The sequence below is a fragment of the Corynebacterium lowii genome (genome assembly GCF_001412085.1).
Classification (GTDB): Bacteria; Actinomycetota; Actinomycetes; order Mycobacteriales; family Mycobacteriaceae; genus Corynebacterium; species Corynebacterium lowii.
In genome coordinates, this window is the sequence record NZ_LKEV01000004.1 from 116,588 (window position 1) to 135,797 (window position 19,210).

Sequence of the window (19,210 nt, forward strand, 5' to 3'; positions counted from 1 at the left end):
TGGTGAGGCATGAAGGGCGATGGCAACGGATGGGCGGCGGGACCGCACGGCAGCACGTTATGGGGGCGCTTCGGGGCGGCGGGCCTGATGCTCGTGGCGCGCCGGGAACGCACCGTGCTCATGCAGCATCGCGCCCTATGGACTCACCACGGTGGAACCTGGGCGCTGCCGGGAGGAGCGCGGGATTCCCACGAGACGGCTACCGACGCCGCCCTGCGCGAGGCTCACGAGGAAACGGCTATCGACGCCACCTCGCTCCGCGTGGTTGGAGAATACCTCACCGCTGGCCCCTTCCCCGGCGATCCCGAGCGCCCGGATTTAGCGGAGCAGTGGAGTTATACCACCGTGCTTGCGGAAACCCACAGCGGTTGTTCCCTGTCCAGCCAGCCCAACGAGGAATCCGCGGAGCTGCGGTGGGTGCACGTTGATGAGGTGGAGAACCTTTCTCTGCTGCCAGCCTTTGCTTCCGCGTGGCCGCGCCTGCGCCGGGAAATTGTGGCACGCTTGTGGCGTGATTGAGGCAAAGGGACTAACTAAGCGCTATGGCGGCACTCTCGCCGTGGACGATCTCAGCTTCTCCGTGCGCCCTGGGGTGATTACGGGATTCCTCGGCCCAAATGGGGCGGGGAAATCCACCACCATGCGCATGATCGTGGGCCTGGATCGACCCAGCGCGGGCAGCGCCACCATCGGCGGAAAAAACTACACGGAACTCACCCACCCGCTACGAGAAGTAGGGGCGCTGCTCGACGCCAAGGCGGTGCACCCTAACCGCTCCGCGATCAACCACCTGCGCTGGATCGCCGCTGCCAATGGCATCCCTCGCTCCCGCGCCGAGGAGGTGCTGGCTACGGTGGGGCTTAGTGACGTCGCTAGTAAAAAGGCCGGGGGATTCTCCCTGGGCATGGGGCAGCGCCTGGGCCTGGCCGCCGCGCTGCTGGGCGACCCGCACACGTTGATCCTCGACGAGCCGGTGAATGGCCTTGACCCCGAGGGAATCCGCTGGGTGCGTAACTTCCTGCGCGCCTTTGCCGCGCAGGGGCGCAGCGTGCTGGTGAGCTCCCACCTGCTCTCCGAGATGGCTCTGACCGCCGATCACCTGGTGGTAATTGGCCGCGGAAAGTTGATCGCGGATACCTCCACCACGGACTTTGTGCGCCAGTACTCGGGCACTAACGTGCGGGTGCGCGTGGCCTCCGAGGACCTTGAGGCCCTGGCGGGTGCGCTGCGAGCCCAGGGCTACCAGGTAGAGGGTGGGCGCGATGAGGAACAGCGCGCCTATCTTGCGGTGCAGGGGGCAGAAACCGATGAGGTGGGGCGGCTGGCCTTTGACCACGGCATTGCGCTGAGCGAACTCACAGCCCAGCAAGCCTCCCTGGAGGATGCCTTTATGGAAATCACCGGCAATGCCGTGCAATACCGCACCGGCGGGGAAGGGGAATAGTAATGGAAACAATGCTCAATGCCTGCCGGGCGGAATACTTGAAGCTGCGCACCACGGCCTCGCTGTGGTGGACCAGTGGCATTTTCCTGTTGCTTGCCCTCTCGGTGCCCACCCTTCTCGGTCTAACGATCTCTCCGGCGGAGACGGATGCTGAATACCTTACGTCCGTGGCGAACCCGGAGATGATGCTGGGCACTATTCCCTTCATATGCCTACCCGTGGTGGTGGTTCAGGCCGCCATGACGGTGAGCACGGAGTACCGCTACGGTATCCAGGCCACGACCTTGCTGGCCACCCCGCGCCGGGGTGTGGTGGCCGCCGCAAAATGGCTGGTGTACTCGGCGCACGTCGCCGTGCTCACCCTGATCGCGGTGTTTCTCACTTACGTGATCTTTGGGGCACTCACCACCGGTATCTCCCCCTCTACCTTCCTAAGCGATGGCCACGCGCTGAGTTACCTTCTGGTGATGCCGCTCGGCATGATTCTCATTGTGACCTTCACCCAGGGAATCGCCATGTTGGTGCGCAATACTGCGGGGGCCGTGGTGCTCGTGCTTGCCTGGAAGTTGGTCATTGAGTCCGCCCTGGAGTTCCTTCCGAAGATCGGTCACGTGGTGGCGGACTACCTGCCTTTCAAGCACTTTGATCTGTTTATCGCGCAGAGCGAGCTGAGTGAGTGGGGAATGTGGGGTGATGGCGCGTACTTCACCCTCTGGGCCGTGGTGGTGTGGGCCGTGGGTTTTGCGTCCTTTGCCCGCCGCGACGCCTAGCGGGTAGCGGTTTCAGGAAAGCGTAACCCATACCCCCAGGATGAGCGCGGGAACCGCGAGGTAAGCCGCGATGAGAAACCCCAGCGTGGCTAAGGCGCTGCGCTGGGCCAGCCGGGCGCTCAGCGAAGCTAGAACGATAAGGCCGCGGTAAGCCCCGGGGACGATGAGGACGAGCGCCACCCCGAGGACATTAAAGAAAATGTGAATGAGCGCCGCCTGAATAGCAAAGGCATTGAGCTGGCTTTCCGGGAGGGCGAAGGAAGCCAGCAAGGCCCCCACCGTTGTACCCGCATTGGCTCCCAGGACCAGGGATAGAGCCTCGCGCCGTTTGAGCGTGTGCGTGGCGGAAAAGGGCAGCAGGGAAACAATGGTGATGGTGGAGGATTGAATAACCGCCGTGCCCAATGCACCCGTGGTGATTCCCACTGCGGTAGAGCCACCAAACATATTCTCTAAGGCGCTTAGCGTGGTGGCGGCAAAAAGGGAGCGCAGCAGGAGGCGCATGGCGCGCAATCCCAGAAACATCAGCAGCGTGCCGATGATAAAACAGCTCAGGCCCGTGGTGGAAGAGTTCATCCAGCCAATGAATCCCTGCCGCCCAATGGCCTCCACGAGGGGCTGGAAAAGCAACTCTATGGGCAGGAGCAGGGCCACCATGAGGGTGTTAAACCAGAAGTGGAGAAAAGCCGTGGTTAAGGTGCTGCGCAGCGCCCGAGGATCGCGGGCATAGCCCAAAGCGTCGGCGAGGGCGGTGAGCGTGGTGCCGATATTGGAGCCCATGATGAGAGGGATGGCCACGGGAACGGTAATGACCCCGGTGCCCACGGCGGTGACGGTCAGGGCCGTGGTGGCGGTGGAGGATTGTAGCAGGGCGGTGGCGAGAATCCCGATGACGAGCCCCAGGATGGGGTGGGTGGCGGCCTCAAAGATGCGTTGGGTGTAATGAGCGTTCATCCCGTACATGCCATCGACGATCAAATAGAGGCCCAGGAAGATGGCGAAGATGCACGCGATGACCCCGGCACATCGCAGGAGTTTTCCCGCGGTGGAGAGCATGACCATGTCCTCACGCTCGGGGATTTTCTTGGGATTCATAAAGTGCTGGGTACCCAAGAGAGAGGAGAGGCTGTGGTGGCGCTTACGGTCGTGGGATAAGGGGGATTGGGATACCACGACACCTCCGGAAAAGCAGACCAACCAGCAAAAGTTTGCGCACTGTTTTCTTAAAAGTAACCTAGCAGTTACTTGGGGGGAGAACGTAATCAAAAAAGTCTTACGCCCCACTTTTGTGTGGGGCGTAAGACTTAAAGAATGATATAGGCAGTTAATTACCAGAAACGCTGAACAGCGTAGGTGCCCTTCTCGGGGTCCTGGCTCCAGCCCACGCCGATGATGGAGACGTCGGAATCCAGCATGTTCGCGCGGTGACCAGGAGATTCGATCCAGTCATTGACCACCTGGTTCGGGGTGGCTTTGCCGCCGCGCCAGTCGATATTCTCGGAGAAGTTTCCGCCGTTGTAGTGCTCAAATTCGCCGGTTTTGCGCATGTGATCGGCCCATTTCTGGGAGTCCCTGGTCATGCTTTCATCGCACTCTACGGCGCTCAGGCCGTTGGTGGCTCGGTATTCGTTAGTGAGGCGCACAACATCGGAGATGTTACTGTCGGAGCAGCTAGCGGCTGAAGCGGCGTGTGCGGGGGTGGCTATGAGGGCGGCGGTAAGGGCGGTAATGGAGAGGGTCTTGGTGGCGGTGCGCAGGGAGAACATGGGGCGGCCTTTCGGTATGGGGTGTTGTCGCTTTGTTGTCCCCAACGTTATGGGGTGAAGGGGGAGTGCGCGAGTTGTGCTGCTTTGGTGCGAGATCATACATATTGCTGAAATTAGTAAAAGTTATAAAAAACCGTTCACTCACCTTACGTCGGAGGTGAGACCTCCCATGAAAAAAGGTCTCACATGTGGCAAATTGTGCACATCGTACGTCGGCTAACCGGCAAAAAGTGCGGAGGTAGGTCAACTGACGTGGGGTCAAAGGTATATTTTAGTGATACTAGACACATTTTATGGTGAACTAAAATCCTATACCTTTTTCTGTCCGCTCACCTTAGTTTTGCCCTCTGGCCTGCTATTTGTTGGTGGTACGTCTGAGGTGCTACGTCTGAACCTATTGGGGGTCAAAGGTTACCGCTGGTGGTATGGCTGATCGGATGTCTGCACAGCCTGTGATAAGGGAGGTTTTATTGCAGCGCGGAGGTCAAACGCATGACGTTATCCACGTAGCGCCTCATAAAACCGCGCTGATTCCAGTGGCGTAGCGTGAGCTCCGTAGAAACGGATTGGTAGGCCGTGGTGAGCTCGCCCAGTTGCGTGATGAGATCACCGCGCACCACCATGAGGGAGACCTCATAATTTAGGCCAAAGCTGCGCATATCCATGTTGGAGGAGCCGAGAACGGCGATGGGATCGCCGTCTGTGGCATCGGGATCGGCCAGCAAATACTTGGTGTGCATGACGTAGGGGGCGGGGAACTGGTAGATATGCACCCCGGCCTCTAAAAGAGCCTGGTAATAGCTGGATTGGGCGTGGTGCACCATGAACTGATCTGCTTCCTCGGAAACCAGCAGTTCCACCCGCACCCCTCGGTAGCAGGCCGTGGTTACGGCGGAAAGCAACGATTCATCGGGGATGAAGTAGGGGCTGCACAGCACCAGTCTTTCCTTGGCGTGATGCACGATGGAGGTGAACATGCGCAGATTGGGCTCGGTGGTATACCCCGGCCCCGAGGGGAGTACCTGGGCCACATTGGTGGAGGAGGAAGGCAAAGCGGAAAGGGGTGCGGGGTGCGTGGTGTTATGAAGCTCCAGGTCCTCGCCCGATTCTAAGTACCAATCCACCGCAAAAATCATCTCTAGGGAGTCCACAATGGGGCCTTCGAGCTCCACCATTGCATCGATCCACTGGCGCCCCTTCTTGATATTGGCGGGCATGAGATAAGAGCGGTCGATGGCGTTCATCGAACCCATGAAACCGATCTTGCCGTCCACCACCAGAATCTTGCGGTGATTGCGCAGATCGGGGCGTCGGAAGCGGCCCTTCCAGGGCTGCAAGGGCAGCATGAGCTGCCACTCCACGCCGATCTCGGTGAGCCTCTTACCTAGCTTGCGGTAACCGGGATATTTGTGGCTGCCCACGTGGTCAAAGAGCAGGCGCACCTGCACCCCGCGCTGGACGGCCCGCTCGAAGGCGCGGAAGAGCACGTCGGTGGTGTCATCCCAGGCCATGATGTAGATTTCCACGTTCACGTGTTCCTGGGCCTGATCCACCACCTCGGCCATGCGGCGCAGCGTGGCATCGTAATCCGTGTGCAGCCCGGCATTGACGGCGGGCACGGCGGGGAAGTTCGTGAGGCTGCGGTTGAGGCGGATGAGCGAGGTGATCTCGGGGGAAAGCGTCGCGTTCGGGGGATAATCGGGGGCGCTTTCCTGAATATCCTCGATCATCGCGTTGGCCTCCTGCTGAATACGGTGGCGGCGGCGATTGATATAGGGGCTGCCCATGAGCAGGAAGAGCGGCAGGCCCACCACCGGGAGGAGGAGAATAACGAGCAGCCAGGCCGTAGAGGAACTGGGTCGGCGGCCCTCGGGAACGTAACCGATGGCGATGAACTTGATGGTGTAATCCACCACCAGGCCGATGAACTGCCAGGTATCCAGGTTGAAGTTAAAAGAAAGCACGTTGTTCTGCCGGGGGTTTAGCGCACGCTGTCAAAATCTGGTCCGAGGGAGTAATCCACCACCACGGGGGCGTGGTCGGAAGCTCCCTTGCCGGAGCGTTCCTCCACGTCCACGAAGCCCGCCGTGGCGGTTTCAGCCAGCGCGGTGCTCGCCAGCTGAAAATCAATCCTCATGCCCTCGTTCTTGCCAAAGCGCCCGGAGGTGTAATCCCAGTAGGTATAGCGGGTATCCTCCGTGAATTGGCGGGTGACCTCGGTAAGTCCCGCCTCCTCTAAGCCCTGGAAGGCGGCGCGCTCCGGCTCGGTCACGTGGGTGCGGCCCTCAAAGAACCCCATATCCCACACGTCCTCATCGCGCGGGGCGATATTGAAGTCCCCCATGAGCAGCAACTTTTCCGCCGGGTGGGCGGCGAGGTGTTCGCTGACCTGGTTGCGCAGCGTCCACAACCAGCGCAGCTTGTAGTCATAGTGCCGATCGGCAATCTCGCGGCCATTGGGTACGTACAGGCTCCACACCCGCACCCCGCCGCAGGTGGCTCCCACGGCGCGGGCCTCGCGTTGCTGCTCAGCAGAGGGGTCCTTATCAAAGCCCGGTTGGTGCTCAAAGTGCGTGGATACGTCCTCTAGACCCACGCGGGAAAGGATCGCCACGCCATTCCACTGGTGATAGCCCACGTGGGCCACCTCGTAGCCGATCTCCTCAAAACGGGAGTAGGGGAACTTATCGTCGGAGCATTTAGTTTCCTGCACAGCCAGCACGTCTACCTCGTGGCGGAGGAGGAAGTCCGCCATCCGATCCGCGCGGGTGCGCGCGGAGTTTACGTTCCAGGTGGCTATGCGCATGGCTACGAGGATAGCCGGTAGCGCGCGTATCGGTGCCGATGGTGCTCGATGAAGCCCTGGGAGGCGTAGAGCCCCACCCCGGCGTCGTTGCTTTCGAGTACTTGAAGATAGGCCTGCTTCGCGCCCTGGGCGGCACCCCAGCGCAGCATTTCCCGGCCCAGCCAGGTGGCCAGCCCGCGGCGTCGATAAGCGGGAGCGACCTCCACGGCGGAATACCCCAGCCAGGTGCGCCCATCGGGGGAGGAGGTGATGGTGCCCCTGGTCACGGCCACGGTGCGCCCCGCGGTATCGAGCAGGCGCCCAAAGCCCAGGGTGCCCTCGATGGTGGCGCTGAGCAGGCGCAGCGCGCGCGGGGGCAGGGGAGTGCCCCGGAAGTGATACATGGCCAGCCAGGCATCATCGGGGCGATCATCCACGCGGAAGGAGAATCCGGGCACGGGGCTATCGACGCCCTGGGAGTCCTCTACGGAGGGAATATCCCTGGTCATCACCAGAATCTCCGGGCCACGTTCCCACTGCGGGCCGGTACACAGGGCCTCGGCGGGGCGGCCGATGCGCTCGGGTATGTGCAGCCGCACCGGCATGTGGTGGGCGGCATAAAAGGCGGCGATCTCTTCCAGAGGCACGGCACCAAGCCCCGCGCTGGCACCCAGCGGGGTGGCGGAGTTGGAGCGTTCCGTGATCCCATCGCCGGCGCGTAGCAGCCATTGGCCGTCCTCGCTCCACCGGTGCTCCAAACCGGGAAAGGCGGCGGCGGTGGCGTATTCAATGGCGCGAATATCGGAGTTGAGCACGCGCCGGGGGGAGAGTTTGCGCACCACCTTGATCTGGGCGGCGGGAATCTCCACGGCGGGGGCCTGGGAGGGCAGCCCGCCTACTTTTTGCGGGCGCACCGTCAGGGGGTCAAGGTGGAGCACATGGCCCACCACGTCGCTGAGGTGGCCGGGGGTATCCGGCAGGGTGCGGCGCACCACCACGCGGTCGCCCACCGCAATCTGCTGGCTGCGGAACCACCTGCTCATGGTGGGTGCTACTCGGTGTCGCCAGCCGGGGCGTCGGCAGAGGCATCATCGTGACCGAAGGGGTCCGGGTCCACGCCGGGCATCCAGGTATTGCCCGCGGTATTCCATTCGTGGGCCTTGATGGCCTTCTTGGCCTGGCGCTTGTAGCGCCCGATGAGGGTATCGGTGTACACGTAACCGTCCAGGTGCCCCACCTCGTGTTGCAGGCAGCGGGCAAAGAAGCCGGTGCCCTCCACCTCGATGGGGTTCCCGTCCAGGTCCACCCCGGTGACCTTGGCCCAGTGGGCGCGTCCGGTGGGGAAGCCCTCGCCGGGCACGGAGAGGCAGCCCTCGTCGTCGCTGCCGTCGTCGGCGGGCATGGTGGTGGGAATCTCGGAGGTTTCCAGCTGCGGGTTAATCACGTAGCCGCGGTGCCAGTGGCCCTCATCGTCGGGGCAGTTATATACAAAGAGGCGTAAACCCAGGCCGATCTGATTGGCGGCCAGCCCCACACCGTGAGCCACCTCCATCGTCTCAAACATGTCCTCGATGAGGGCTTCGTGCTCGCGGTAGGGGGCGGGTACGGGCTGCGTGGGGTTATGCAGCACCGGGTCGCCGTAGATCATAATGGGGCGCACAGTCATGAAATACAGTGTAGGCATGAGCCTGAGTGACTTCGACGCCCGCCTGCTGAACTTCGCAGAACGGGCCCCGCGCTCCCTCGGCGCGCGGGAGGAGGCTATTCGGGCGGAGCTGGGGATCAGCCCCGTGCGCTACTACCAGCGCCTCAACCTGCTTATCGACGCCCCCGAGGCCCTGGCCGAGCACCCCTTGCTGGTGCGCAGATTGAGCAGAATCCGGGAGACCCACGGGAAATTGTAATTTTTGATATGTAAAGTGGCTAGTGTGTCTGATGTGAATAAAGATCAAGATAGCTACTCCTCCTACGACGAAGAGCCTTATGAGGACTCCTACGACGACGCTTATGCCGCGGGTGCGGCTGGCGCCGCCGGTGGCGCGGAGATAGAAGCCGCCGAGGATTCCGAAGAAGGCAGCGGTATCCCCCTGCGCGGCCTGGCTATGGTGCTGGTAGCCGTGGCTATTCTGCTGGCTATATGGGGCGTGTGGGCCCTGGTGGGTGGCAGCGATGATGATTCCTCCTCCAACTCCGAGGCCTCCACCGAGGCGAGCGCGCCGATGACCCAGCCCGCCGTGCCCAATGCCCCGGCGCAGCAGGGCCAGCAGCCCGCCGTCACGGGTGCCCCGCAGCAGGTACCCACCGAGCAGCGGCCCAATGAGGTCAACGGCGTCGTGGGCGATAACCAGGCCACCACGCCTGCGGCTCCGGCCCCGAACGATCCGGCGGCCGCTCCCAGTGCTGCGGCCCCGGCCTCCGGTGAGGCCGCGCGCCCCGCCGGCGATAACGCGGCGGCCAATACCGCTGCGAACAATGCGGATAATGCCAACGGCGCTAACAACGCGAACAACGCCCAGGCGGGCCGCGTGAACGTGCTGAATAACTCCACCGTGCAGGACCTCGCGGCCAATACTTCCCGCCAGCTCGAAGGCCAGGGCAACCAGATCGGCCAGGTGGGCAACCTCCCCGAGGAGCAGTACAAGGTCGATGAGACCACCGTGTTCTACCAGCCCGGTGGCGAGGAGCGCGCGCGTCGATTGGCTGAGCAGCTGGGCGGCGTCGCTCGCCCCTATGATCCGAACCTCCCGGATAACACCGCGGGCCAGGGTGACCTCACCGTAGTGTTGGCTGGCGCTGTGGCGGCCCCCACCCGGTAGGATGCTTTCAGGTCCACCTCCCCAACCCTGAAACGGAGGCAAGCGCCCGCTATGCCTGAGATTCCTTTTAAACGCTCACCGCACCCCACCCTGGGCGTGGAATGGGAGGTGGCGTTGATCGACCCCGCCACCTATGACCTTGCGCACAAGGCCGCCGAGGTCATAGAGATCGTGGAGCGCGAACACCCCGAGATCCACCTGGAACGCGAGTTCCTACAAAACACGGTGGAGCTGGTCACCGGGGTATGCGAGAGCGCCCCCCAGGCCGTAGCCGAGCTGGAACAAGGCCTGAGTGCCGTGCGCGAGGCCGCCGCCAGCCTGGGCCTGCGCGTGTGGTCCTCCGGCTCCCACCCCTTCTCCGACTTCCGCGAGAACCCCGTGTCCGTCAAAGGCACCTACAACGAGATCATCGAGCGCACCCAGTACTGGGGCTCGCAGATGCTCATTTGGGGGATACACGTGCACGTGGGCATCAGCCACGAGGACAAGGTGTGGCCCATCATCAACGCGATCATGACCAAGTACCCACACCTGCTGGCACTCACGGCCTCCTCCCCCGGCTGGGACGGCGTGGATACCGGCTACGCCTCCAACCGCACCATGCTCTACCAGCAGCTTCCCACCGCCGGCATGCCCTACCAATTCGGCTCCTGGCAGCAGTGGGAAGAATACATGCACGATCAGGGCATATCCGGGGTGATTAACCACACCGGCTCCATGCACTTCGACGTCCGCCCTGCCGCCAAGTGGGGCACCATCGAGGTACGCATCTCCGACGCCACCTCCAATCTGCGTGAACTCTCCGCCGTGGTGGCGCTTACCCACTGCCTCGTGGTGCACTATGACCGCATGTACGAGCGCGGCGAGGAGCTACCCACCTTGCAGCCCTGGCACGTGGCGGAGAACAAGTGGCGCGCCGCCCGCTACGGCATGGAGGCCCTGGTGATTACCTCGCGGGCCACCGATGAGGCCTGGGTGCGCGATGAACTCGCGGGCCTGGTGGAAGAACTCATGCCGCTGGCCGAGGAACTGGGCTGCGCGGAGGAACTGGCCCTGGTGAGTGAGATTCTGGAACGCGGGGCGGGCTATGCCCGCCAGCGCGCTCTCTACCAGGAGACCGGATCCTGGGTGCCCGCCGTGAAGGCGGCCTGCGATGAGATGGATGGGTTACTGCCGGGGTAGGAGGTAGGCGCGGTTGCGGCTCGTGGGCGGGGCCGTGGCGAGGACGAAACCGCTATCGACCAGATCGCGGAGCAGGGGGCGCAGCGAGCCGAGGGAGCGCTGCGTGGCGGCTGCGATCTCTTTACTAGTCATGGGGGTGTTCTGGGAGAGTGCGGCCACGATCTCCCGCTCGGCGGGGCTGAGGTGATCGCTGGGCTCGGGCAGACGGAAGTGGTCGGGGGAGACTTCCACGAGTAGCCCTTTCTCTTTGAGCGCTGTGAGCTGTTCTCGAATGTCGTCGCTATCTTGCCCCGTTTGTATGCGTATGTCCTTCGTGTTCACCGCGCCGAGGTCGCGGGCGAGCACGAGGGCTATCCCATCCGTGGTGCTATATCCCTCACTGAGCAGACCCGTAAGCCACTCATTGGTCTCCGGGTCCATGAGCCCAAAGCGCTTGAGAACAACCCGCACTTGGGCGATGTCCACGTGATACTCCGGAGTGGGCAGCCCAGCCTCCCGCATGGCGGAGAACATGCGCGGTATGCCGGAGCCATTACTTTCCGCGAGCACACCACCGCCTTCGCCCGGCCACGGCACCTCCGCCAAGAGGCGGGTGAGCAGGCGATTCTTGGCGGCGGGTATGCCGTCCATCAGAGCCTCGGCATGAGAGGGCTTCGCGCCGGGAAAGCCACCGGGGCTGATGATCTCCACGCGGTCCTGGTAAATATCCACGTGAATTGCTCTGCCCTGAGCATCGGGTGCGTATTCCCGGTGCATGATGGCATTGGCGACGGCCTCGCGCAGGACGTCCTCGGGAATCTCCAGCAGGTCTCGCCCCTGGGTGCCGGAGATAACCCGCCGCACGCGCAGATTCTTCCGAATGGCGTGTAGGCAATCCTGCGTCATGGCGAGGAGATTGCCGTCGCATATCCTTCTATCGAGAAAGCGTGCATTGGAGGTTTCCCCTTTATTGATTCCGGGGTGCACCGCAACGTCAATGAGAAGTTTAGGAAAGTACTGCTGCGGGTACGTGCCTAGGGCCAGCAGCCCGGCGAGGGTGAGTTCGCCGGAGTCGGTGGTGATATTGAGGCGGCGCAGCCATTGATTCTCGGCGCCGGTGAGTGCGCGGCTGCCTATGGCCCGAAGGTGCCCTTTTACAGACTCAAGCAACTCCGGGTCCAAATCCTCAATGCTGCTATTGGGCACGGGAGTGGCGTCAATAGTTAGTTGGTCAAAGCGGTGTTGAAGCTCGTAGATTTCCAGTTGGCTGAGGTGGCGATCCGCCTCCCACACCCTTTTGTAGCTGCCTCGGGCTACTCCCTTGGCGGTGACGTAGCAGGGGCCATTAACGCTCAGTGGCTGCACCACCATGATGACCACGGGGGAGCCGTCAAGGTATTCGGTGGTGACCTCATAAGGAGGAACTGGCTGTACTTTGAGCCCGGCGGGGTCGGAGGCATTAAGGCCTTGGTGAATCTGCTCTATCACCTCACCGGGGCGGAAACCGGGGGTGGGTGTGAAGCCGGTATCTTCGCTCAATCCCAGGAAAAGAAGCCCGCCCTTGGTGTTAGCGAAGGCGCTCACGGTTTCCCACACGCTCTTGAACTCGGGAGACGTTCTTTTTCCCTCGGGCAGAGCTAATGCCTTTACCTCTACCTGGTCATCATCGGACTTTTGACTGCGTAGCCGACGCAGATGAGCGTGAAGGATGGAGTCCATGCCCCTCAGTGTACTTCACTGAGGGGCTCACTATATACAGTGACGGCCTCACTTTCTTCACTGAGGGGCTCAGTATATGTAGTGAGGATTCACTGACGCCGCTCTATCGACACCGCCTACCGCCGCTTGTTGAGGGAGCGGTCCGCCGGGGCGTCGTTACGCGACATCCGATCCTTCTCCGCATACAGCCCCTCACGGCGGGCCACGCGGCCGATGCGCTGCGCGGTGACGGGGGAGGTGAGGAAGGAAAAGACGATGAGGAGCACCAAAACTCCCATGTCGCCGCGTTCTCCGGCGCTCAGGTGGGGGCTGCCCGCCACGCGGATAATGGCCCCCACGATGGTGAGCACCAGGCCCGCCGTTTGGGGTTTAGCCACCGCGTGAATACGCGACATCGTATCGCCAAAGCGCACCAATCCCACGGACCCGGCGAAGGAGAGCACCGCGCCCACCAGAATGAAGATGAGGGAGATAATGTCGGTGATGAGTTGAATATTCATATTAAGAGCCGTCCCTTTTGCGGAAGCGCGCCACGGATACCGAGGAGATGAATCCCAGGAGTGCAATAACGAGCATGGCGTTGGACACCGTGGTATCCAAAGTCCAGCAAATATATACCGCGAGCGCGCATTGCATCATGGCCACGAGGCCGTCGAGCCCCACCACTCGGTCGAGGGAATTGGGTCCGGCGAGAATGCGCCAGCTCGTGAGCAGAAAAGAAGCACAAAAGAGTATGGCCGCCACGGTCAAGATGGCATCGTAAATAGCGGGATTCATTGGTTATCTCCCCTCAAAAATGTCGATCATGCTCTGCTCTAGGGAGCGAATCTTGCTTATCTCATTCTCGATTGCCTCGGGGGTGGGGGCATTGACGAGGTGAATTGTCCACATGCGGTTGGCAATATCAATATCGGTAATGGAACCGCCCGGTTGCAGGTTATATAACCCGGTGGCCAGGCTGAGAATGAACTCATTATTCACCCGCATGGGAGCCTTAATAATGGCGGTTTTGGGCAGGTTTTCCGGGCGCAGCGCCAGGGCGGCCACCTTGAAGCTGGATCTAAAGAGTTCACCCAGCCAGGCCCAGAGGAACTTATTGAGGGCCTTCCACTCCACGGTGAGGTGGGCGATGGGCAGCCGGGGCAGCGGCAGGGTAAAAATCACGCCCATGCCCACAAGGAGGCCCGCGATCACGTTGGCCCATGTGACCTCGCCCATGAGGCCGCACCACAGCAGGGTGATCCACAGCAGGGTGAGGGGGCGCATTCTATTGCGTGCACCTTGGTACATTTAGCGCTCCTCCTCGGTCGCGGTGGCGGTTGCGGTTTCTGTCGCTGCATCCTGGTCCGCAGGCGCTGCACCCGCGTCCGCAGTAGCCGCCTCGGAGGTACTGGCCGTGCGGCTTTCGTAACTATCCTGCCCCTCATCCAGGCGTACGGAGGGGTCGAGGGTGCGGCTGGGGTTGGAGTAGTCGCTGCCGAGCACGGCGGAGCGATAGATGCTCACGTCCGAGGCGGATTCCGCCGCCCGCTGAGCGACGCCCACTAGTGGCCCGGCAAAGACCGTGAGCCCCAGGGAGGCCACCACCAGCAGCGCGGTGGATTCCACCATGCCGATGGGTATGCGCCCCACATCGTCGCGCTCGGTCATCTCCACCTCATCGGTGACGTCCACCAGCGGGGCGGGCCGCGCCATCGCCAGGTGGCCCTCGGGGGCATCCTTACGGTCGCGCCAGAAGCCCTTGGACCACACAATCACCATCACGTAGAGGGTGAGCAGGGAGGTAGCCACTGCGCCGCCGATGAGCAGCCAGGCCATGAAATCTCCGCGCTCGGCGCCGGCCTGCATGAGCATGATCTTGCCGATGAAGCCGGAGAAGGGTGGGATACCGCCCAGGTTAATGGCCGGAATGAAGTACAAGATGGCGATGAGCGGTGTGGTGTAGAGCAGCGAGCCCAGGCGGCGCAGCGAGGAGGTGCCCGCCTGGCGTTCGATGAGTCCCACCACGAGGAAGAGGGCCGTTTGCACCAAAATGTGGTGAATGGCGTAGAAGATCGCGCCGGAAAGGCCTTGGGCGGTGCCCAGGGCGAGGCCGAAGATCATGTAGCCGATGTGGCTCACCAGCGTGAAGGAGAGCAGGCGCTTAATATCACTCTGCGCCATCGCGCCCAAGATACCCACGAGCATGGTGGCTAGGGCCACCCACAGCAGCAGGGTATTGAGCGAACCATCGGTGAAGATCACCGTTTGGGCGCGGATGATGGAATACACACCCACCTTGGTCAGCAGGCCCGCGAACACAGCGGTCACCAGGGAAGGCGCGGTGGGGTAGGAATCGGGAAGCCAGGCATCGAGGGGGAATACGGCGGCCTTAATGCCGAAGGCCACCAGCAACACCGCAAAAATCGCCGCCCTGGTACCCGAGGGAATGTCCTCCATGCGCATGCCGATCTGCGCCATATTCAGGGTGCCCACGGAGGCGTACACCAGGGCGAGCCCGAAGAGGAAGATCATGGAAGAGACCATCGAGACCATCACGTAGCCCACGCCCGCGCGCACGCGGGAGGCCGAACCACCCAGGGTGAGCAGCACGTAGGAGGCTACGAGGAATACCTCGAAGCCCACGTAGAGGTTGAAGAGATCCCCGGCCAGGAAGGAAATGTTAATTCCCATCGAGAGCAGCAGGTAGGTGGGGAGGAACACCGCCACGGGGTCCTCCTCGCTGCCATCACGCACACCCTGGGCAATCGCGTACCACATCACGGCAAAGAGGACGAGGCCGGAAACACTGAGCATGAGGGTGGAGAGGCGATCGGCCACCAGGGTGATACCCACGGGGGAATCCCAACCGCCGATCTGGAGGGTGTGCGTGCCCTCCTGGTCCACCACCAGCACCATGAGGGCGGAAACGGTGATGGTGCCCAGTAGGGAGAAGAAGGCCACCAGGCGCTGTATGGGGGCGAAACGAACGAGCACGAGGGTCAAGGCCGCCGCCACCGCCGGAGCCAGGATGGGCACGGCGATGAGGTAGGGCATGGCGGGGGAGAGGTGCGAGGCGAAATCAGTCATCTTCCTCCCCCTTCACCGGAGACTCAAAGGAACGCAGGCCAAAGCTATCGCCCTCGGAGGTCATGCGGCCGGTGGCGGGATCATTCGAGGCGTCGTGATCCGGGGCCGCCGAGGCCACGGTGGGGCGCGCGACGATCGCGGCATCCTCGCTATCGTCCTCGATCACGTCGGCCGCGCGGTAGCGGTACTGGCGGTAGGCCAGGGTGAGGATAAAGGCCACCATCGCCATAGAAATCACGATGGCCGTGAGGATCATGCCCTGAGCCAGGGGGTCGGCAATCTGTTCCCCGTGCAATTCCGATTCGCGGCCAATGATGGGCGGGGAGCCCGCGGCACCCCCGGCCTGAAGAATGAGCAGGTTCACCCCATTGCCGATGAGCATGAGGCCCAGCATCATTTTCGTCATCGCGCGATCTAGTACCAGGTACACCCCGGCGGAGATGAGCGTGCCTGCCGCGATGAGCAGGAAGAGATTAGCAACCATTCTCAGCGATTCTCCTTTCCGGTGGCAGAGGCGGCGGCCGCAGGCTTGCGACGCGCCATCGAGCGGGCGCGGTCACGCGCGCGCTGGCGGCGGGCGGCCTCGTCCTGGTCGATCTGCCCGCCCAGGGAGGTCAAGATGTGCATGATGAGGCCGATCACGATGAGGTACACCCCGGCGTCGAAAAGCAAGGCGGAGGGCAGGTGCATCTCGCCCACGAGGGGAACGTGAAGATCCCATACCTCGGTGGTCAGCGGCGGGCGGCCCAGGAACATCGGCCAGATCGCTGCGAAGGCGGAGAGCAGCAGGCCGGAACCCAGGAGGCGCCCGGCGTCGATGGGCAGCGCCGCCTCTAGCTGCGGTTACCCGCCTGCCAGGTAGCGCAGGCTCAGCGCGAGGGCCGCCACGAGGCCACCGGCGAAGCCGCCGCCGGGGGCGTTGTGGCCCACGAAGAAGAAGTACATGGAGAGCACGATCATGGAGGGGAAAGCCACGCGGGTAATCACGTCCACCATGAGGGAACGGTTCTGGGCCTTCTCCGAGTCAATTTCTGCGGAAAGCCAGCGCCTTCCCACCGCACCCAGGGTGGGCCTGCGCGAGGCGCGAGCAAAGGAGCGCGTGCCGTAAATCAGGGAGGCCACGCCCGTGGCCGCGATGACGAGCACGGATATTTCGCCCAGGGTATCCCAGGCGCGGATGTCCACCAACAGCACATTCACAGCGTTGGCCCCATGCCCAATCTCATAGGCCAGATCCGGGATGTATTGGGCTATCGACGTCTCCTGCCGGGCGTTGATGGCAAAAAGCGAGATGATGGTGATGGAAAGACCCACGGCGATGGAAAGCCAGGCTCGGTTGCGGTTGCCCTTGGGGTTACCGCGCCATTCCGTATGCGCGGGGAGTTTACGCAGCACCAGCATGAAGATCACCATGACGATGGTTTCCACCAGCACCTGAGTAAGGGCGAGATCGGGCGCGCCATGCAGGGCGAAGATCATCGCCAGGCTGTAGCCGGTCACACCCACCATGATGACGCCCGAGAGGCGATTATGCGTGAGCGTGGCACCAATGGCCATGACCACGATGATGGAGGCCAGCACCGCCTGCCACGGGGTGCCCCAGAGCTCCATGCGGATGTCATTGCGCTCTCCCATAATCAGCGCGGTGAGGGGCAGCAGGGTGAGAACGACGAAGATGATTCCGAGGTTCACCATGAGGGAACCGCGCTGCGTGGAGGCGGTGAGCCGCAACGAGATGCGGCGGAAGAAGTCCAAGACGGCGTCGTAAGCATCATTGGCGTTGCCCAGCGCGGGCTCTTCCAGCTGGAAGTGCCGCAGCAGGTGACGCTGCCAGAAGAGGATGGCCCCCAGGCCCACGATGATCGTGGAGAGCAGCAGCGGTACGCCGAAGCCGTGCCACAGCGCGAGGTGTGCCACGTATTCACCCTCCGGAACGGGGAAGGCGGCGTCCAAGTATTCATCAATGAAATCACCGATGAGCGAGGGGTATAGACCCAACGCGATGGTGAGCGCCATGAGAATGGTGGGTGCGGCATAGAGCTTGGGGCCAATGGAGTGCATGGCCGCCACGGCGGGCGAGGTGCCGCCACCGCTGAGGTGCTGGTGAGGCTTGGTAGCAAAGGCGCCGTAGAGGAAGAAGCAACTGTAGGTCATCGTCAGGACGGAACCGAGCACCATCCCTAAGAGCATGAGCTGGCCGGGCATGCCCACCAGAAGTTCCTCATGCAAGATGGCCTCCAACGCGGCTTCCTTGGCCACGAAGCCGAAGAGCGGAGGGATACCGGCCATCGAGGCCGCCGCTAAGACCGCGATGGCAAAGATATAGGGCTGCTTGCGCCACAGCCCGGAGAGTTCCTGGGTATTGCGGGTGCCCGTGGTGTGGTCAATGGCGCCCACCACCATGAACAAGGTGGCCTTGAACAGGGAGTGTGCACAGGTCAGCGCCAGGCCGGCCATCGTAGCCTCGCGGGAACCCACGGAAACCACCGCCATGATGAAGCCCAATTGGGAAACCGTGCCATAAGCCAGAATGAGCTTGAGGTCCTTTTGCCGCAGCGCCACCCAGCCGGACATCAGCATGGTGAAGATACCCACCGGGATAATCACCAAATGCCACGTTTGCACCACGTGCATATCCGGGGCCAGGCGCGCCACCAGATAAATGCCGGCCTTGACCATCGCGGCGGAGTGCAAATAGGCCGATACCGGCGTGGGGGCGGCCATCGCGCCGGGAAGCCAGAAGTGCGCCGGGGCGATGGCGGACTTGGAGAGCGCACCCGCCAGAATCAAGATGATGGCGATGGTGATATGAGGCACCGCGGTGAGATCGGGCACCGAGCCCAGATCGGAGAAGTACCACACCCCCGAGGACTGGCCCAGCAGAAGGAAACCCACCAACATGCACAGCCCGCCCAGGGTGGTGACCATGAGCGCCTGGCCCGCCGAGCGGCGGGAAGAGGCGCGCTCCCCGTAATAGCCGACCAGCAGGAAGGAGAGCACCGAGGTGATCTCCCAGAAGATGTACATGAGCAGGAAGCTATCGGCGGTGACCAACCCGAACATGACCATAGAAAAGGCCACCATCTGCGAGCCGAAGAGGGCTAAGCGGCGCGGGTTGGAATCAAAATAGCCCCAGCAATAGAGCAGAACGAGGGCCCCCACCCCTAGCACGATGAGGCTAAAAATACCGGCCAGGCCATCCATGCGGAACACGATGTTCATGTTGAGCGAGGAAAGCCAGCCGGTATGGGAAACGAGGGTTTCGCCCCGGCTGAGGGGGCCGCTGAGGAATTGCTTGAGCACCCACGCGAAACCGGCGAGGGGCACGAGGGCAAGGAGACCAAAGGCGGGGCGGCCCAAAGCCCTAATGAGCGGTGGGGCGAGGACAGAGGCGAGGGTGAGGGCGCCCAGTATAACTAACACGTGGTGGTCGCTCTCCTTTGTGCTGTGAGCGGGCAAGGGCAAAGGTGGGCGCCCCTTCATCTGCCCGTTACTGCACTACCAGCACATTCGAAATACGGGTGCGCTGTGTACCCCTCAAAGTGATGATGGTCGAACGCGCTGGGCGGTAACGCGGTGCACTGATAGGAGGCAACCTCGTATAACAGCGGCATCTATGGGTGCGGCCAACAACGTAGAGTCTACCTATTAATCATGCCGGGCGGTAGCAGCGCGGTAGC

The 19,210-nt window shown here is 62.5% G+C and carries 18 protein-coding genes and 1 pseudogene; 6 read left to right on the forward strand and 13 right to left on the reverse strand.

The window, feature by feature from the left end:
- Nucleotides 1-9: 9 nt before the first annotated feature.
- Genes Clow_RS07240 through Clow_RS07250 form a run of 3 tightly spaced genes read left to right on the forward strand, consistent with a single transcriptional unit; the run spans nucleotide 10 to nucleotide 2,214 of the window.
- Entirely contained in the window at nucleotides 10-519 is a 510-nt protein-coding gene (locus Clow_RS07240; RefSeq protein WP_055178122.1) for an NUDIX domain-containing protein, read from the forward strand.
- Nucleotides 512-1,444, forward strand: a complete 933-nt coding sequence (locus Clow_RS07245; protein WP_055178123.1) for an ABC transporter ATP-binding protein — start codon at nucleotides 512-514, stop codon at nucleotides 1,442-1,444. The genes Clow_RS07240 and Clow_RS07245 overlap by 8 nt, the downstream gene beginning before the upstream one ends.
- Nucleotides 1,445-1,446: 2 nt before the next feature.
- Nucleotides 1,447-2,214, forward strand: coding sequence for a hypothetical protein (locus Clow_RS07250; protein ID WP_156334752.1), 768 nt, complete (start codon nucleotides 1,447-1,449; stop codon nucleotides 2,212-2,214).
- A gap of 12 nt (nucleotides 2,215-2,226) precedes the next feature.
- Here the strand turns inward: Clow_RS07250 and Clow_RS07255 are convergent, their stop codons facing one another.
- The 6 genes from Clow_RS07255 to Clow_RS07280 form a co-directional block, all read right to left on the reverse strand.
- The gene (locus Clow_RS07255) at nucleotides 2,227-3,309 is read right to left on the reverse strand and encodes a Na/Pi symporter (protein ID WP_156334755.1); all 1,083 of its coding nucleotides are present in this window, start codon (nucleotides 3,307-3,309) and stop codon (nucleotides 2,227-2,229) included.
- Nucleotides 3,310-3,542: 233 nt separating this feature from the next.
- Entirely contained in the window at nucleotides 3,543-3,980 is a 438-nt protein-coding gene (locus Clow_RS07260) for a CAP domain-containing protein (RefSeq protein ID WP_055178126.1), read from the reverse strand.
- A 467-nt stretch (nucleotides 3,981-4,447) separates the two neighbouring features.
- Nucleotides 4,448-5,944, reverse strand: coding sequence for a cardiolipin synthase (gene cls / locus Clow_RS07265; protein WP_055178127.1), 1,497 nt, complete (start codon nucleotides 5,942-5,944; stop codon nucleotides 4,448-4,450).
- Between the two features lie 17 nt (nucleotides 5,945-5,961).
- The gene (locus Clow_RS07270) at nucleotides 5,962-6,786 is read right to left on the reverse strand and encodes an exodeoxyribonuclease III (RefSeq protein ID WP_055178128.1); all 825 of its coding nucleotides are present in this window, start codon (nucleotides 6,784-6,786) and stop codon (nucleotides 5,962-5,964) included.
- Nucleotides 6,787-6,788: 2 nt separating this feature from the next.
- Nucleotides 6,789-7,808 carry an N-acetylglutamate synthase, CG3035 family gene (locus Clow_RS07275; protein ID WP_055178129.1) on the reverse strand — a complete coding sequence of 340 codons (1,020 nt, stop codon included), beginning with the start codon at nucleotides 7,806-7,808 and terminating at the stop codon, nucleotides 6,789-6,791.
- Between the two features lie 8 nt (nucleotides 7,809-7,816).
- Nucleotides 7,817-8,431, reverse strand: coding sequence for a peptide deformylase (locus tag Clow_RS07280; protein WP_055178130.1), 615 nt, complete (start codon nucleotides 8,429-8,431; stop codon nucleotides 7,817-7,819).
- 16 nt (nucleotides 8,432-8,447) lie between these two features.
- Between Clow_RS07280 and Clow_RS07285 the strand changes: the two genes are divergently transcribed.
- The 3 genes from Clow_RS07285 to Clow_RS07295 are packed head-to-tail and all read left to right on the forward strand — an operon-like array spanning nucleotide 8,448 to nucleotide 10,763.
- Entirely contained in the window at nucleotides 8,448-8,669 is a 222-nt protein-coding gene (locus tag Clow_RS07285) for a DUF3263 domain-containing protein (protein ID WP_245625727.1), read from the forward strand.
- 33 nt (nucleotides 8,670-8,702) lie between these two features.
- Nucleotides 8,703-9,581 (forward strand): LytR C-terminal domain-containing protein, encoded by an 879-nt coding sequence (locus Clow_RS07290; protein WP_156334757.1) that lies wholly within the window; start codon nucleotides 8,703-8,705, stop codon nucleotides 9,579-9,581.
- 51 nt (nucleotides 9,582-9,632) lie between these two features.
- Nucleotides 9,633-10,763 carry a glutamate--cysteine ligase gene (locus tag Clow_RS07295; protein WP_055178133.1) on the forward strand — a complete coding sequence of 377 codons (1,131 nt, stop codon included), beginning with the start codon at nucleotides 9,633-9,635 and terminating at the stop codon, nucleotides 10,761-10,763.
- On the opposite strand, the gene Clow_RS07300 is transcribed toward Clow_RS07295, so the two are convergent.
- The 7 genes and pseudogenes from Clow_RS07300 to Clow_RS07330 all read right to left on the reverse strand — a co-directional run bounded on the left by Clow_RS07300 (nucleotide 10,749) and on the right by Clow_RS07330 (nucleotide 18,953).
- A complete protein-coding gene (locus Clow_RS07300) occupies nucleotides 10,749-12,461 on the reverse strand; it encodes an ATP-binding protein (RefSeq protein WP_055178134.1) in 1,713 nt (570 codons plus the stop codon). The two genes, Clow_RS07295 and Clow_RS07300, sit on opposite strands and share 15 nt — an antisense overlap.
- A gap of 116 nt (nucleotides 12,462-12,577) precedes the next feature.
- Complete coding sequence (locus Clow_RS07305) at nucleotides 12,578-12,961, reverse strand: monovalent cation/H(+) antiporter subunit G (RefSeq protein WP_055178135.1); 384 nt, start codon at nucleotides 12,959-12,961, stop codon at nucleotides 12,578-12,580.
- A 1-nt stretch (nucleotide 12,962) separates the two neighbouring features.
- Nucleotides 12,963-13,238, reverse strand: a complete 276-nt coding sequence (locus Clow_RS07310; protein ID WP_055178136.1) for a monovalent cation/H+ antiporter complex subunit F — start codon at nucleotides 13,236-13,238, stop codon at nucleotides 12,963-12,965.
- A gap of 3 nt (nucleotides 13,239-13,241) precedes the next feature.
- Nucleotides 13,242-13,751: a Na+/H+ antiporter subunit E gene (locus Clow_RS07315; protein WP_055178137.1), complete on the reverse strand. Its 510-nt coding sequence runs from the start codon at nucleotides 13,749-13,751 to the stop codon at nucleotides 13,242-13,244.
- Entirely contained in the window at nucleotides 13,752-15,530 is a 1,779-nt protein-coding gene (locus tag Clow_RS07320; RefSeq protein ID WP_055178138.1) for a Na+/H+ antiporter subunit D, read from the reverse strand. It lies immediately after the preceding gene.
- Nucleotides 15,523-16,014, reverse strand: a complete 492-nt coding sequence (locus Clow_RS07325; RefSeq protein WP_055178139.1) for a Na(+)/H(+) antiporter subunit C — start codon at nucleotides 16,012-16,014, stop codon at nucleotides 15,523-15,525. Before Clow_RS07325 ends, Clow_RS07320 begins: the two co-directional genes overlap by 8 nt.
- A 2-nt stretch (nucleotides 16,015-16,016) precedes the next feature.
- Nucleotides 16,017-18,953: pseudogene (locus Clow_RS07330) on the reverse strand (Na+/H+ antiporter subunit A).
- Between the last annotated feature and the right edge of the window lie 257 nt (nucleotides 18,954-19,210).